Origin of the sequence: Enterococcus sp. DIV1059_2 (genome assembly GCF_051713685.1) — a bacterium.
Taxonomy (GTDB): Bacteria; Bacillota; Bacilli; order Lactobacillales; family Enterococcaceae; genus Enterococcus_D; species Enterococcus_D casseliflavus.
Map to the genome: position 1 here is coordinate 3,603,187 of NZ_JBIOQK010000001.1, position 13,903 is coordinate 3,617,089.

Sequence of the window (13,903 nt, forward strand, 5' to 3'; positions counted from 1 at the left end):
TAGTAATTGAAAGGTGACCCTCTCTTTGATGAGAATGGTGTCAGTACCTTCTTACCATCCTTCATGTAAGAAGATATGATTCTCTGTGAAATAAATTTCCACTAAAAATCTATCCATAGCTCTCCTGGCGGCACGGGTATCCAGATTCCAATTGTTAGCTTTCCAGAAGAAACGATTCTATCAGGAGCCTACTATACTATTTTTGATGAAAATAGTATCGGAGTCAAAATTGATATTTTGCTAAAAAGACTCTTGGTTATCGTTATAAGAAAATCGGATAAACAAAAAGTTAAGATAAGAAAACTATCTAGGAATAAGTAAATAAAATGGTATCTCTCCACAATAGCTAAGTAGTAAAAAAGAAGCTAATTATAAGAAACGATTCTTTGATTAGCTTCTTTCTATGTTAGAGAGAATAATAAAACAAATAAATTATACAAGAAATGTAACAAAATACAGGGTATTATAGTCCCTTACACTGTATCGGATGATTTGCAAAAATTGCATAAAGAAATTCGTAAAAGTCATTTCTGAACAGTAAATTTAATAGATTCATCATCCATATTCTGTTACTCGGGAGTTGATTTTGTGTAATCTACATGGCCTCTGTGAAGATTTCTATCTCTCACCTAGCAAAAAAGAAAAACTTGACTGAAGTCTTTTTCAAATAAAATAAAGTACCCGGAAATAAATCCCGCATACTTTATTTTTTAGCCATTACGCTTTATTCGCTTTTCTTTTTTTCCAAAAGAAAATTACACCTGTTAGAAGCACAATTATGACACCTGCTACTAATTCAACTACTGATTTATTTTCATTTGTTTTAGGAAGTGTTACCTGTTTCTTACTATCAGGAGTTGTTTTTTTCTGATTCTCTTTCTCTTGTTCTGGTGTCGCATGCGTTGAATCATCTGCAGGTTTTTCTTGGCTAGGTTTTTCTTTTACTGTGACTGTAGACGTTATCGTAATTCCATCATAACTATACGATACTTCATAGCTACCGGCTTTGCTCGGATCAACTTGACTGGCGTCTACTGTCAAGTCTTCGTACACGACTTTCTTTCCTGCTTTGTCTAATGCATTGTCAAAATTTTCTTTTGCCGTCCATTTATCTCCCACATAAATCGTAGAGTCATGGACATTGATGGCTGTCATTTTCTCTTTAACCGTAATGATCGCTGTACTCGTTACACCATCATACGTATAGGTAACTTCGAAGGTTCCTTCTTTACCCATATCTGCTTTACTAGCATCGACCGTTAGAGCTGAAAAATCAACATTGTTGCCATCTTTGTCTAACGCACTATCGAAATTATCTTCTGCTTGCCAGCTATCCCCCACGTAGATCGTTGAATCATGGACATTGACGGCTGTCATTTTTTCTTTGACCGTAATAATCGCTGTACTGGTTATACCATCATACGTGTAGGTAACTTCGAAAGTTCCTGCTTTACTTGTATCGGCTTTACTAGCATCGACCGTCAGTTCTTGGAAATCTATCGGATTACCATCTTTATCCAACGCACTATCGAAGTTATCTTCTGCTTGCCAGTTATCCCCCACGTAGATCGTTGAGTCATGGACATTGACGGCTGTCATTTTTTCTTTGACCGTAATGATCGCTGTACTGGTTATACCGTCGTACGTATAGGCAACTTCGAAGCTACCTACCTTACTCGTGTCGGCTTTACTAGCATCGACAGTTAAAGCTGAAAAATCAACATCGTTGCCATCTTTATCCAACGCACTATCGAAATTATCTTCTGCTTGCCAGTTATCCCCCACATAGATCGTGGAATCATGAACATTGACTGTTGTTTGTTTTTCTTTGACTGTCACGGTTGCTATGCTGGTTACACCATCATACGTGTACTTGACTTCAAAGGTTCCTGCTTTACTCGTATCGGCGTTACTCTCATCAACCACAAGGTCTTGGAAATATAACGGATTGCCCTCTTTGTCTAATGCACTATCAAAGTTGTCCTCAGCTTGCCAGCTATCTCCTGCATAGATCGTGGAATCATGAACATTGACTGTCGTTTTATTATCTTTTACTGTCACTTTAGAGATACCGCTGACAGAATTAGTAGTATTGGCACTATTATAATAGTACCGATATTCTACTTCATAAACGCCTGGGTAACTTAAGTCTACTTGATCACCAAGAATCTTAATATCATTAGTCAGAGAATATAGTTCATCTCCCAAATCGTCTGAGGCAGAAATAAAACCATCTTGTGGGTTCCAGCTTTCCCCTGTATATAAGGTAATGTTCCTTACATTTAATTTAGGAACTTTCGCCCACATATAGTCGCCAGCCATCGTATCACCATCATAGGTTTTAGTTAGTTTTTCTCTATCATACCTAGCTTTAGTTTCAACATTTATCCAAACACCACCGTAAACTCCGTCATTCGGTGGCGCATTTAAATAATAGCCGCCAAGTACTGTTTTTTTACCTAAAGTTATATAATTCAAGTTAGGAGGAAATGCGCTAGTGTCATACTTCCACGTATCAATATTAGACATATCCCAACTTGAAATATCTAAAGTCGTAAGTGCACTTGAACCAAAAAACATAGAATCCATTGAAACTAAACTAGCCGTATTAAGACCGGATACGTCTATTTGTTTAAGTGCAGGCAGATGTTGAAAAGTACCTATCATAGTTGTTGTGGCATTCGTATTCAAGAAATTTAAATTATCAATTTGAGTTACATTTGTAAGGTACGCAAAAAAATAGTCAAGGTGAGTGCCTGCAATCACCTCTCCCTCCAACACAACTTTTTTAATTGACTGTCCGTAGTCAAACCACGATGGCTTATCACCTCCCGCTGGAAATTCAGGAAGCTTCCCTGAGTAAATATGTAAAATCCCATTTTCATCAATTACCCAAGCACTCGTTCCATTTGTTCCTGTAGCTATGTCGCCAACAGCGGAACTATTTGCTTGCTTCTCCTTGTCATTGCCCCCCTCCTTACTACTTAATTTTTGGTCACTCGAAACTGTCTTACTTTCCGTTGGTTCAGTGTGTTCAACGCTCTCCTTAGTTGCAACGGTTTCACTGACAAAATCAGCCCCATCGGTCTGCGATCCACTTTTTAAAGTATTAGTGCTAACAACGGTCTCTTTACTCATTGTATTGCTTTCACAAGTTTTTTCTCCACTATCATCAATGCTTGTTTCATTTGGAGTAAGATTTTCTTCATTTTGTGTTAGCCGATTTTCAATAACATCAGCTACGACTTGGCTGGAATTTATCACAGAAGGGATTGTCAATATAAACATACTAAAAAGTATTACTAATCTTTTTTTCATTTTTAGCGCTGCCTTTCTTTCTTACATTTATCACATATTCAATTTATTAATGAAAATTATTTTCGCACAACATTTATTTGTAATTAATAAATTTATTAGCAATAAAAAAACGTTAGATTATTTTGCGTTTTTTAAATCATGGTGGTATGATAGCACACAGAAAAAGCGCTCGCTATCTACAATTCTGGTATACCAATGTACGGAAATTGTGTTGGAGAAAAGGGGAGGATTATGTGATACCTGATTACTTAAGAAGGGAAATATCTGTTTTATTTTTTATCATAAACAAAGAACAAACAACCACAAAAGAAATTGCCGAAAGCCTGCAGATCACTCCTCGAAAAGTACGTGATACCTTAACCATCATCAACAAGCATTTTGAGGAATTTCATAGCATCAGCAGTTTTATTCTCATAAAAAACTCTGGGACGATAAAAATCAACTCTGAATTTAAAGAACATTCAGTCTCTTCCGCCTACTCTCTGAAATTGCACCTATTAAAAAACAATGCAGCTTTTAATTATACCGTTTTGTTGCTTACTCGAAGCGCACTGCATAAAGATCATATATTAAATGAACTCTTTATTTCCCCCAGCTATCTGAACATACTAACCCAAAAATTAAATGAGTTTTTCTCAGGTTTTGATTTCCGCATTACAGTTAGGGAAGGCTACTATACTTTAGTTGGCGATGAAATGAATATTCGCTTGTTCTCTTATCTATACTTGCAAGATTCTTTTCATGATTTAGAGTGGCCATTTCAAGATATCTCCCTTCACAGTATTCGCGCATCAGTTCCCGAAGAAATACTGGAAGAATCTTACAAACGTTCTTTTACAAAAAATAGATCACTTTATATTTTATATGCTGTTTTGCAAACAAGAATCCATAGTAATCATCGTTTGGTTCAACCAGAATCCTTATTGACTCGAACTTTGTTTACAATTATTTTTGAAAGTTTTGATGCAGCAGTAATCTTTCAAAAAAACAGCTTCGGATCCCTTGATGATAGTACGAAAAATAACGAGATTCTCTATTTTAATTTTCTTTCCCATCTTTTTATTTCAGACATTATCCCTATAGAAGAAAAGATAAAACTAGGAAAAACTTTTTTCGAATCAGATCATTCTTATTGCACGTTCTCTCGCGACGTTTTGGCAGCTAGTTCTGTTCTAATAAACGACAAACTCTCTGATCAGAACAGGCATCTTGTTCTCTACTATTTAACCTTATTCAACGCTTTTTATTTTTTGATAGGAGATACGATTGACTGCTTCGCCCAACTATTTATTCCACCCTTATCTTTTCGATCAAATGTTCAAAATGACTATATGAATGTCATAAAAAAAACTGTTTCTATCTACACCAAAGATGAAAAACACACCAAATATTTATCAAGTCTGCTCTATACGCTCCACACCGCTAATATAAAGACAGAAGTTACAATATACTTACAACTAGTAAAAGACTATTCCGCCAGTTTTTATATTGAAAATAGTCTTATGAACTTCTTTAATAAAGAACACATCAATATTACCGATAATTACGAGATAGCCGATATCGTCGTTACTGATACATTAGTACGATCCGATCCTAAGAAAAAAGTGTTTTATTTGAACTCGATAGAAAATGACGGACGATGGGCTGAGTTACTTTTTCTGATTCAACGTGTTTATTTGGAAAAACAGCATACCCAAAAGGAAAAATTCAGTTTGTAAAGGATATAGATGTGCATTTTTCTCGGGAACAAACACTCAACATACGATCTATTCATTCATTGTTAGGAAGAAATTCCTTTTTCAAGAAAGCATATGAATTATCTATTGAAGTGATACATCTATCATAGAACGGCTTAGTCCATGCCCATACACTGGTCGTTTTCTTGGTACTATTTTTTCAATACTCTCTTTAAAAAATTGATACTAAATTATGAGAGTCTTATGCCAATCATTTTCGATAAATAATAACTTGCGACTATCAGGGTTCATTTATACCTTTGGTTCTGATAAAAATTTATAATGCACAAATAAAGTACTTGGGAATGAATCCCAAGTACTTTATTTAATCGTTACGATTTATTCGCTTTTCTTTTTTTCCAAAAGAAAGTTACACCTACCAATAACACAATTATGAAACCTGCTGCTAATTCAGCCACTGATTTACTTTCGTTTGTTTTTGGGAGTGCTTCATGTTTCTTACTATCAGAGTTTATCTTTTTCTGATTCTCTTTCTCTTGTTCTTGTGATGTATGCTCTGAATCATCTGCAGGTTCTTCTTGGCTAGGTTTTTCTTTTACTGTGATGGTGGCCGTTACTGTAATCCCATCGTAAGTATACATTACTTTGTAACTACCTGCTTTGCTCGGATCAACTTGACTTGTATCTACTGTCAGGGCAGAAAATGCGACGTCGTTACCATCTTTATCTAACGCACCATCGAAATTATCTTTCGCTTCCCAGTTATCTCCCACATAGATCGTGGAATCGTGGACATTGACGGCTGTCATTTTTTCTTTGACTGTAACAGTTGCTATACTCGTTACACCATCATACGTATAGGTAACTTCAAAGCTGCCTGCTTTACTCGTGTCGGCTTTACTAGCATCGACAATCAGATCTTGGAAATCTACTGAATTACCATCCTTGTCTAACGCGCTATCGAAATTATCTTTCGCTTCCCAGTTATCTCCCACATAGATCGTAGAATCGTGAACATTGACGGCTGTCATTTTCTCTTTGACCGTGATAGTCGCTGTACTCGTTACACCATCATACGTATAGATGACGTCAAAACTGCCTGCTTTACTCGTGTCGGCTTCACTCGCATCGACCGTCAGATCTGAAAGTGCAACGTCGTTGCCATCTTTATCTAACGCACTATCAAAATTATCTTCTGCTTGCCAGTTATCTCCTACGTAAATCGTAGAATCATGGACATTGACGGCTGTCATTTTTTCTTTAACCGTAACAATCGCTGTACTCGTTACACCATCATACGTATAGGTAACTTCGAAAGTTCCCGCTTTACTTGTATCGGCTTTACCCGCATCAACCGTCAGATCTTGGAAATCTATTGAATTGCCATCTTTGTCTAATGCACTATCGAAATTGTCTTTCGCTTCCCAGTTATCTCCCACGTAGATCGTTGAATCATGGACGTTCACTGCGGTTTGTTTTTCTTTGACCGTAACAGTCGCTATACTCGTTACACCATCATACGTATAGGTAACTTCGAAAGTTCCTGCTTTACTTGTATCTGCTTGACTCGCATCAACCGTCAGATCTTGGAAATCTACTGAATTACCATCCATGTCTAACGCGCTATCGAAATTATCTTTCGCTTCCCAGTTATCTCCCACGTAGATCGTTGAATCATGGACGTTCACCGCGGTTTGTTTTTCTTTGACTGTAACAATCGCTTTACTGGTTACACCATCATACGTATAGGTAACTTCAAAGCTACCTGCTTTACTCGTATCAGCTTGACTCGTATCAACCGTTAGATCTTGGAAATCTACTGAATTACCATCTTTATCTAATGCACTATCGAAATTATCTTCTGCTTCCCAGTTATCCCCCACGTAGATCGTTGAATCATGGACATTGACTGCAGTTTGATTCGCTTTGACCGTAATCGTGGCCGTACTAGTCACGCCATCATAGCGATAATTCACTTGATATGTCCCTGGAGTGTTAGTATCTACGCTGCCTTCTACCGTTACATCTTGGAAAGCTACTGGATTGCCATCTTTATCTAATGCACTATCAAAGTTATCTTCTGCGTGCCAGCTATCTCCCGTATAAATGGTTGAATCATGGACTTGAATCGAAGCAGAAGCTTGTTTTTGCCAAACATACGTATCCGCCATCGTTCCTCCAGCATAAGTACGTAACAAATCTGCACTTGTCAATATAGTGGTTCCTTTGGGATTATCGACTGTTCCAGAACCAACATTTTGCCAATAGCCTGTATACATATTACTTACAGGAATGGCTGGAAGTGCTGCAACTGGATATAATTTTTTTATATTGGTTCCTAATTTAAGCTGTTTCAGCATCGTTGCTCCGTCAAACATAGCGCTAAGATATCCAAATTCCTTGCTAGTATCAAAGCTTGATAAATCTAATGATACTAAGTTCGTCATTCCAGCAAACATTAAAGAAAATCCTATCACATTTGAGGTTTTAAAATTTGAAAGATCTAAATCAGTGATGCTTGCCGCATTTCTAAACATGGCAGTCATGCTGGTCACTTGGCTTGTGTCAAAGCTTGAAACATCTAATGAAGAAACACCTATACCTTCAAACATATTGTCCATATTTTTTACAAGACTGGTGTCAAAACTTGACAAGTTGATGTTTGTTAAAGATTGAGTACCAGTAAACATACTCGCCATGTTTTGAACCTGTGCAGTATCGAAAGAACTTACATCAAGCGATGCCAATTCTGCTAAGCCATTGAACATATATCTCATATCTCTGACCTTACTCGTGTCAAAGTTGGAGAGATCTAAAGAGGAAACTTCCCCAGCACGATCAAACATTGAAGCCATATTCGTGACTTGACTTGTTTCAAAGCTAGAAACATCTATAGATGTAAAATTTGCCCGTGAAAACATACTCCCCATATCTACGACTTGACTTGTATCAAAATTTGCAAGATTGACTTGCTTTAAGTTTGATAAGAAAAACATCCCATTCATGTTGGTTACTTGACTCGTATCAAAACTGGATAAATCTAATGCTTCAATCCCGGTGCCATAAAACATTTCGCTCATATCTTGAACTTGCCTCGTGTCAAAATTTGAAACATCCACGGACGAAAGGCTATGAGTATTAATAAACATCCTATACATATCTCTGACATTAGAAGTATCTAGTCTATCCAAATTTTGAATAGCCGTTAAGTTTATCATTCCATCAAAAAAACTTCGTAAGCTTAATCCAGCTATAACATTTCCTTCAAAGACTATTTCTTTGATCGTCTCTAAATACCCACCCCAGAGATTCATTACATTATCTTCCAGCTGTCCTGCACCAATATGTAAAACACCGTTAGAATCAATCCGCCAAGGAGAAGTCCCTGCGGTTCCTGAAGCTATATCTGGAATTGCTGCATCTTGTATCACTTGATCCACTTCGTTCGCTGATGAAGGGTTGCTGTTATTTGCTTGTGGCGAACTCGAAATCGTCTGGCTTTCCGTGGTTTTTGTCTGCTCAGAGGTAGCTTCCCCATTGCGGCTTTCTTTCGAGGAATCTTCCTCCGCGGTATCCGTTTCGCTAACATTGGTTTCATTGACAGACGTACTTTCTACACCATCATTGTCTTTTTCCGAAAAGCTGCTTTCAATTGTTTCTTTTCCAGTATCTTCAGTAGTCGCTTTATTATTAGTAGTAATTTCTTGATTCTGATTTTTTTCAGTTTCAATCACATCCGCTGCTACTTGGTATGAATTTATCATAGACGGAGCTACTAATAACAGCACACTAAAAAGTGATACAAACCCTTTTTTCATCTTTACCTCTGCCTTTCTTTTTTACCTTTGATCCACCAAATGAGCCATTTACCTATAGAAAAAATTTCCATGCCACTATTCATACAAAATAAAGCAGTAAGGAAAAGCATTTGACTGTTTGCAGGTCATTAATTGACCGAGGTATCGTATCACAGAGAAAAAGAAACTGCCATCTACAATTTTGGTATAACAGTATACGAGAATTGTGTTTTAGAAGAAGATGTATTACATATTTTTTCATAAGCTATTGACTGTGTGGTTACCCGACACGATATACTTATCCTCAGGAGGCTGCTTATGAAATTACTTACAACAAGTGAACTAGCATCATTGTTTTCTATTTCAAAACACACGATTCGACACTATATTGATATCGAATTGCTCACACCAAAGGAACGGAATGAAAACGGGTATTTTTTCTTTGATGAAGAAAATGTCTACAAACTCTATCAGATTCTCGTTTTAAAAAATATTGGTTACTCGCTTCGTTCCATCAAAACCATTTTGACCCAATCAAACATGGCACCTTTTTTTATTGAAGCCGAACAAACGATCCAAAAAAAGATCGATGAATTGCTGGCTATAAAAAATACCGTACACGCCGTCATCGAGGCCCAGAATTCCTACAAGTTAAACGAAATAAGTTTCTTCGAAAGGTCCGATCGTTATTTTCATTCTTTTCCAGAATCAGTTGTGGAAAATGGCGAGGTGGATTTGATAAAAGCCAATAATATGAATCTATCCTCTCTCGATCAAATTTTTTATGTTCATCATGAAAATGAAGATATCCCTTGTCTTGAAAGTAAAAAGGAAGAAGGGGAATTTGCTTTTACTAAAGGGACTTATGCAAGTATGAGTTTTATCGTGGAGACGGAAGATTGTATCAAACAAAATATCGACCTTTTTTTAACGGACAAACTGTTGTCTGTCAGAGATACTTCTCAAAATCCACTCTTATTTTTTGAAAACGTCTATTGCTCATTAGCTTATAACAGTGCCACTATTTTTACTGTAGAAATGAAAATGTGAAAGAAGGAATCTATTATGTATTTAGTAACAACCGAGACCATTGCAGACCAAAAAATCAGTGAAGTAAAAGGAGCTATTTTTAATGAACAAGTGATTTCCGTGAACATCGTAAAGGACGCCATAAGTGGGATAAAAGGGATATTTGGTGGAAAATCTACTACCTATTCTGATGAATATTCTAAAGGAAGAAAGTTGGCTCTCGCGGAGTTGGAACAACAAGCGCATCGCTTATCGGCAAACGCCATAGTCAATACGCATATCAGCTACAATCAATTTGTAAATTCAGATATTATGTTAATTGTGGTGACAGCCAGCGGAACAGCGGTTGTTGTTGAAGACTAGAGAATTCTGCATGTTTCTATAAAAAGCGTTTCAAAATAAAGAAAACACGGTGCGAATCACCGTGATCTGATTTATTTTCATTGCGCTTAAAAGATCATTTATTTCATTAAAAAAGCGACCGCATAAAAACGGTCACTTCTGAGATCAAATGAAAAATTCTACTATAGCGTTTGTTTTTTCCGATTTAATCGATGCTCATTTATTACAAAACCAACTATCCCTACCAATATAGCTACAACAGAAACGATTAGGTCATAGACAGTCAGGTCATGAAATCTAAGAACCGGCGCTACTAAAGTAACGAGGCTAAACAAAAACACCCGTTCACTTTTATGAAGATTTGGTTCATAAGTCATACTTGTCCAAGTGACCCGAATAACGTTGTGATGAAGCAAAGACCCCCATAAAATGACCAGTACGAGGAAAGTGAGAATGATCATAAGTACCGCCGTTATGCCATAGTACTTCACTTGTCGTATAAGTGAGGACAGTATAGCTAAAAGTAAATAAAGACCCACCAATCCTAACCGTCGCTTCTTTTTGATAGTATTCATGGTCACACCCCCTCTAGACAAGATTTAAATAAATAACCAGAAAAATGACGAAACAAGTGACGGTCAGTTCGATTATATTTTCTGTACGTCTCGTACGGTTCTTTAAAAAAATTCCTGGAGCAGTCGAAGAAAATTGTGAGCGATATTTTTTGGGGAGAAAAAATCCTCCTAATATTCCTGCTAGGACCAAGTAGAAGGGCCAGTTCGGTGAGATCCCACGATTAAGAAAAGCCATGGCTAATGCGATCACGTAAATCACTATCTGAATAATCGTACTACTGTAAACCTTTTTTAAATCTTTCGACATCGTTGTGCCCTCCAGTAGAAGAAAAAAATCTTGATTGTAATAGAAGTGCTACGGCGTAACCGAGTTTTATAAAACTAACTGACCAGATTACAACATCCTTTTCAACCGCATAAGCTATCAATGAAGCGAATCTGCCTCCCATTGAAAGGCTGTTGTTGGCGGATTCCCTATCCGCTATCTCTCGGTTAGCTCATCCCTGAATTTCAGGAATAGCTCTTTCGCTTGTCCTGTGCTCATGTTTGTCAGATCTTTGATTTTCTTGACCATGCCAATATCATTTTCGTTTTTTGAAAGCATTTGTCGTGTCATTTCTTCTTTGATGTCTGCTTCTTCTTCCTTCGTTAAATTTCTGACTTCTTTCTTTTTACCAAAGAATCCCATCCTGCTCTCTCCTTCTTGTAAAATCCATACGCTTTTCACACCAGCCAGACTGAGTACTCTTTTTTATCTAAAATGCCGTTTTTCTGTCCATGACTTGATTCCTCTACCCTAATCTACCATTTCCGTCGAAATCGAGAAAATGGTTCGTTCTCCTTTTTATTTTTTGGGAAGATATAAAAATAAAACACGGAGCCAATGATGATTGCTGGCGGCACAGAGATACTCAATAATTTTAAAGCGGTGGTTAAAAGTACGCCTAATTTTTCTTGAATAGAAAGATTCATAATCCTGCTGAAGTCTTGATTGAACGAAGTTACGATCATCGTGACAAAAAAGATCAAGCAAAAACTAATCAATCCATACTTGATACTTACTTTTAAATCCTCATTGTCTTTCTTAGTTTCTTCCAAAAGTAATGTTTCTAATGAGATATCCAATTCTTCGGCTATTTTGATCATATTTTTTTTGCTAGGGTACGTAGCACCTAATTCCCATTTTGAGATCGTCTTGTCACTTACTTCTAATAATTCTGCTAGCATACTTTGCGTTAGCTTGTTTTTTTCTCTATATTCTTTCAGCTTCATTGCTAATATCGTTTCTTTCATTTCAACCACTCCTCATCCATTTCTACCCTTCATTTTGACATAAAACCTACCATTTAACAGGAATTCTTGAAAAAGAGAGTAGAATAGAGGGGATTTTATGGCTATTTTCGATAGAATCATTCATCAAGCAGATCGTTCTCTCAGTTTTTTGTTAGGTGGTGGTATCATCCATCGAGGGAAATATCTGTTTTTTATTTCCAAATATAAAACTGGGACTAATGAATCAGAAGTGATTCTTCAGTCCCAGTTTACAAGCAAGCCATGGTAAAACATGTACTGCTATTTTCAACTATTGCAAAAATATATTATAACAATTCGCACTACAAAAAAGAATGATCATAAACTTTTTCAACCTGCGAAATTCCCCTCTCAGTCTTTACGCCAAATCACTCCCATTTGACGCAATCACCTTTTTATACCAATCAAAGGATTTCTTTTTCTTCCGATCGTAGGTGCCATTTCCTTCATCATCAGCATCAACATAGATAAAGCCATAGCGTTTACTCATTTGCGAAGTCGAGGCACTGACGATATCAATGCAGCCCCATGAGGTATAACCCAGCAGTTCAACGCCTTCTTTTAGAGCTAAATTGATTTGTTCAAAGTGGGCTTTGAAATAATCAATGCGATATTGATCATTGATTTCTCCCTTTTCATCGATTTCATCTGCTGCGCCCACGCCGTTTTCTACAATAAACAAAGGGATCCGATAGCGATCATAGAGAGAAAGCAATGAGATTCGGAGTCCGACTGGGTCAATTTGCCAGCCCCATTCTGTCATCGGTAAGTAGGGATTTTTCACCCCTGTCGCAATGTTGCCACTAACTTTTTCTCGCTGTTCCGCATCTTTTGAAACTACTAGGGACATGTACTAACTGAAGGAAAGAAAATCTACTGTGTATTCCTTGATTGTTGCCAAATCCCAGTTTTCCATCGCCACTTCAATGTCTTTTTCCTGCCATTCTCGCAAAAGCCATTTCGGATATTCTCCCCAGACTTGTACATCAGAATACAGGTGATTTTCTCGGTTGGCTTTTTCTGCTAAAGCAATATTCTCGGGATGGCAATCTTCTGGATAGGTCATGAGCTTGGTGACCATCGCCCCGATTTTTGCTTGTGGATTTGATAAACGCCCATACTTGGTTGCCAGAGCACTTGCCACAAATTGATGATGCAAGGCCTGGTAGATGGCGGCTTCTGCGGCTTGTTTTGTTTCGTAACGCTCTTCGACTACGCCCACGGTCGTAAACGGATGACGAAAAACACTATCGATCTCATTGAACGTCAGCCAATAGGTCACTAGATCTTTGTATTCGGCAAAAACGACCTTGCAAAATTTGACAAAGAAATCAACGACTTCTCGAGAGACCCACCCTTGATACTCGGTGACTAGATCCAGCGGCATTTCATAGTGGGAAAGCGTCACTAATGGTTCAATGCCATTCTCTTTTAGTTCAGTCAAAAGGTCTCGATAGTATGCTAATCCTGCTTGATTTGGTTTTGCTTCGTCGCCCCGAGGAAAAATCCGCGTCCATGCAATCGACACTCGCAGTACCTTAAAGCCCATTTCTTTAAACAATGCGATATCTTCTTTATATCGGTGATAAAAATCAATGCCACGACGTTTTGCATAATTACCGGTTCCTTTTTCGGCAATCGCTTCAGCAATGGCTTGCTCATCGACATGCCACTGCTTCTTATAGTCTTCTACAGAAACGTCAGGTTTGTATAGTGCCACATCTGCAACTGACATGCCTTTGCCGTCAACATCCCATGCCCCTTCTGCTTGATTGGCTGCGATCGCACCGCCCCATAGAAATCCTTCTGGAAAATAACTTTTTGTCATGAAACT

The 13,903-nt window shown here is 37.5% G+C and carries 10 protein-coding genes and 1 pseudogene; 4 read left to right on the forward strand and 7 right to left on the reverse strand.

The features are described from left to right. Nucleotides 1–717 precede the first annotated feature (717 nt). Entirely contained in the window at nucleotides 718–3,138 is a 2,421-nt protein-coding gene (locus tag IGI72_RS17150; RefSeq protein ID WP_438754914.1) for a bacterial Ig-like domain-containing protein, read from the reverse strand. A 413-nt stretch (nucleotides 3,139–3,551) separates the two neighbouring features. Between IGI72_RS17150 and IGI72_RS17155 the strand changes: the two genes are divergently transcribed. Then, nucleotides 3,552–5,036, forward strand: coding sequence for a helix-turn-helix domain-containing protein (locus IGI72_RS17155; protein ID WP_438754916.1), 1,485 nt, complete (start codon nucleotides 3,552–3,554; stop codon nucleotides 5,034–5,036). A gap of 350 nt (nucleotides 5,037–5,386) precedes the next feature. On the opposite strand, the gene IGI72_RS17160 is transcribed toward IGI72_RS17155, so the two are convergent. Then, on the reverse strand, nucleotides 5,387–8,779 hold the full coding sequence (locus tag IGI72_RS17160) for a bacterial Ig-like domain-containing protein (RefSeq protein ID WP_438754918.1): 3,393 nt from the start codon (nucleotides 8,777–8,779) through the stop codon (nucleotides 5,387–5,389). A 351-nt stretch (nucleotides 8,780–9,130) separates the two neighbouring features. On the opposite strand from IGI72_RS17160, the gene IGI72_RS17165 reads away from it, so the two are divergent. Together IGI72_RS17165 and IGI72_RS17170 are read left to right on the forward strand one after the other, a co-directional pair. Then, complete coding sequence (locus IGI72_RS17165; protein ID WP_438754920.1) at nucleotides 9,131–9,862, forward strand: MerR family transcriptional regulator; 732 nt, start codon at nucleotides 9,131–9,133, stop codon at nucleotides 9,860–9,862. A gap of 15 nt (nucleotides 9,863–9,877) precedes the next feature. Continuing rightward, the gene (locus IGI72_RS17170) at nucleotides 9,878–10,204 is read left to right on the forward strand and encodes a YbjQ family protein (RefSeq protein WP_195961513.1); all 327 of its coding nucleotides are present in this window, start codon (nucleotides 9,878–9,880) and stop codon (nucleotides 10,202–10,204) included. 161 nt (nucleotides 10,205–10,365) lie between these two features. On the opposite strand, the gene IGI72_RS17175 is transcribed toward IGI72_RS17170, so the two are convergent. From IGI72_RS17175 to IGI72_RS17190, 4 genes are all read right to left on the reverse strand, one after another. Next, nucleotides 10,366–10,758, reverse strand: a complete 393-nt coding sequence (locus IGI72_RS17175) for a hypothetical protein (RefSeq protein WP_438754922.1) — start codon at nucleotides 10,756–10,758, stop codon at nucleotides 10,366–10,368. 13 nt (nucleotides 10,759–10,771) lie between these two features. Further along, the gene (locus tag IGI72_RS17180; protein ID WP_438754924.1) at nucleotides 10,772–11,065 is read right to left on the reverse strand and encodes a hypothetical protein; all 294 of its coding nucleotides are present in this window, start codon (nucleotides 11,063–11,065) and stop codon (nucleotides 10,772–10,774) included. 174 nt (nucleotides 11,066–11,239) lie between these two features. Further along, entirely contained in the window at nucleotides 11,240–11,446 is a 207-nt protein-coding gene (locus tag IGI72_RS17185) for a hypothetical protein (protein WP_438754926.1), read from the reverse strand. 113 nt (nucleotides 11,447–11,559) lie between these two features. Beyond that, entirely contained in the window at nucleotides 11,560–12,051 is a 492-nt protein-coding gene (locus IGI72_RS17190; protein WP_438754928.1) for a helix-turn-helix domain-containing protein, read from the reverse strand. A 97-nt stretch (nucleotides 12,052–12,148) separates the two neighbouring features. Between IGI72_RS17190 and IGI72_RS17195 the strand changes: the two genes are divergently transcribed. Continuing rightward, nucleotides 12,149–12,319, forward strand: coding sequence for a hypothetical protein (locus IGI72_RS17195; RefSeq protein WP_438754930.1), 171 nt, complete (start codon nucleotides 12,149–12,151; stop codon nucleotides 12,317–12,319). 108 nt (nucleotides 12,320–12,427) lie between these two features. Here IGI72_RS17195 and IGI72_RS17200 read toward each other — a convergent pair. Beyond that, nucleotides 12,428–13,897, reverse strand: a pseudogene (locus IGI72_RS17200) (glycoside hydrolase family 1 protein). Nucleotides 13,898–13,903: the final 6 nt, after the last annotated feature.

Coding starts and splice junctions, on each gene's coding strand:
- IGI72_RS17150 (WP_438754914.1), bottom strand. CDS start 3,138: ATGAGTAAAGAGACCGTTGTTAGCACTAATACTTTAAAAAGTGGATCG.
- IGI72_RS17160 (WP_438754918.1), bottom strand. CDS start 8,779: ATGATAAATTCATACCAAGTAGCAGCGGATGTGATTGAAACTGAAAAA.
- IGI72_RS17165 (WP_438754920.1), top strand. CDS start 9,131: ATGAAATTACTTACAACAAGTGAACTAGCATCATTGTTTTCTATTTCA.
- IGI72_RS17170 (WP_195961513.1), top strand. CDS start 9,878: ATGTATTTAGTAACAACCGAGACCATTGCAGACCAAAAAATCAGTGAA.
- IGI72_RS17175 (WP_438754922.1), bottom strand. CDS start 10,758: ATGAATACTATCAAAAAGAAGCGACGGTTAGGATTGGTGGGTCTTTAT.
- IGI72_RS17180 (WP_438754924.1), bottom strand. CDS start 11,065: ATGTCGAAAGATTTAAAAAAGGTTTACAGTAGTACGATTATTCAGATA.
- IGI72_RS17185 (WP_438754926.1), bottom strand. CDS start 11,446: ATGGGATTCTTTGGTAAAAAGAAAGAAGTCAGAAATTTAACGAAGGAA.
- IGI72_RS17190 (WP_438754928.1), bottom strand. CDS start 12,051: ATGAAAGAAACGATATTAGCAATGAAGCTGAAAGAATATAGAGAAAAA.
- IGI72_RS17195 (WP_438754930.1), top strand. CDS start 12,149: ATGGCTATTTTCGATAGAATCATTCATCAAGCAGATCGTTCTCTCAGT.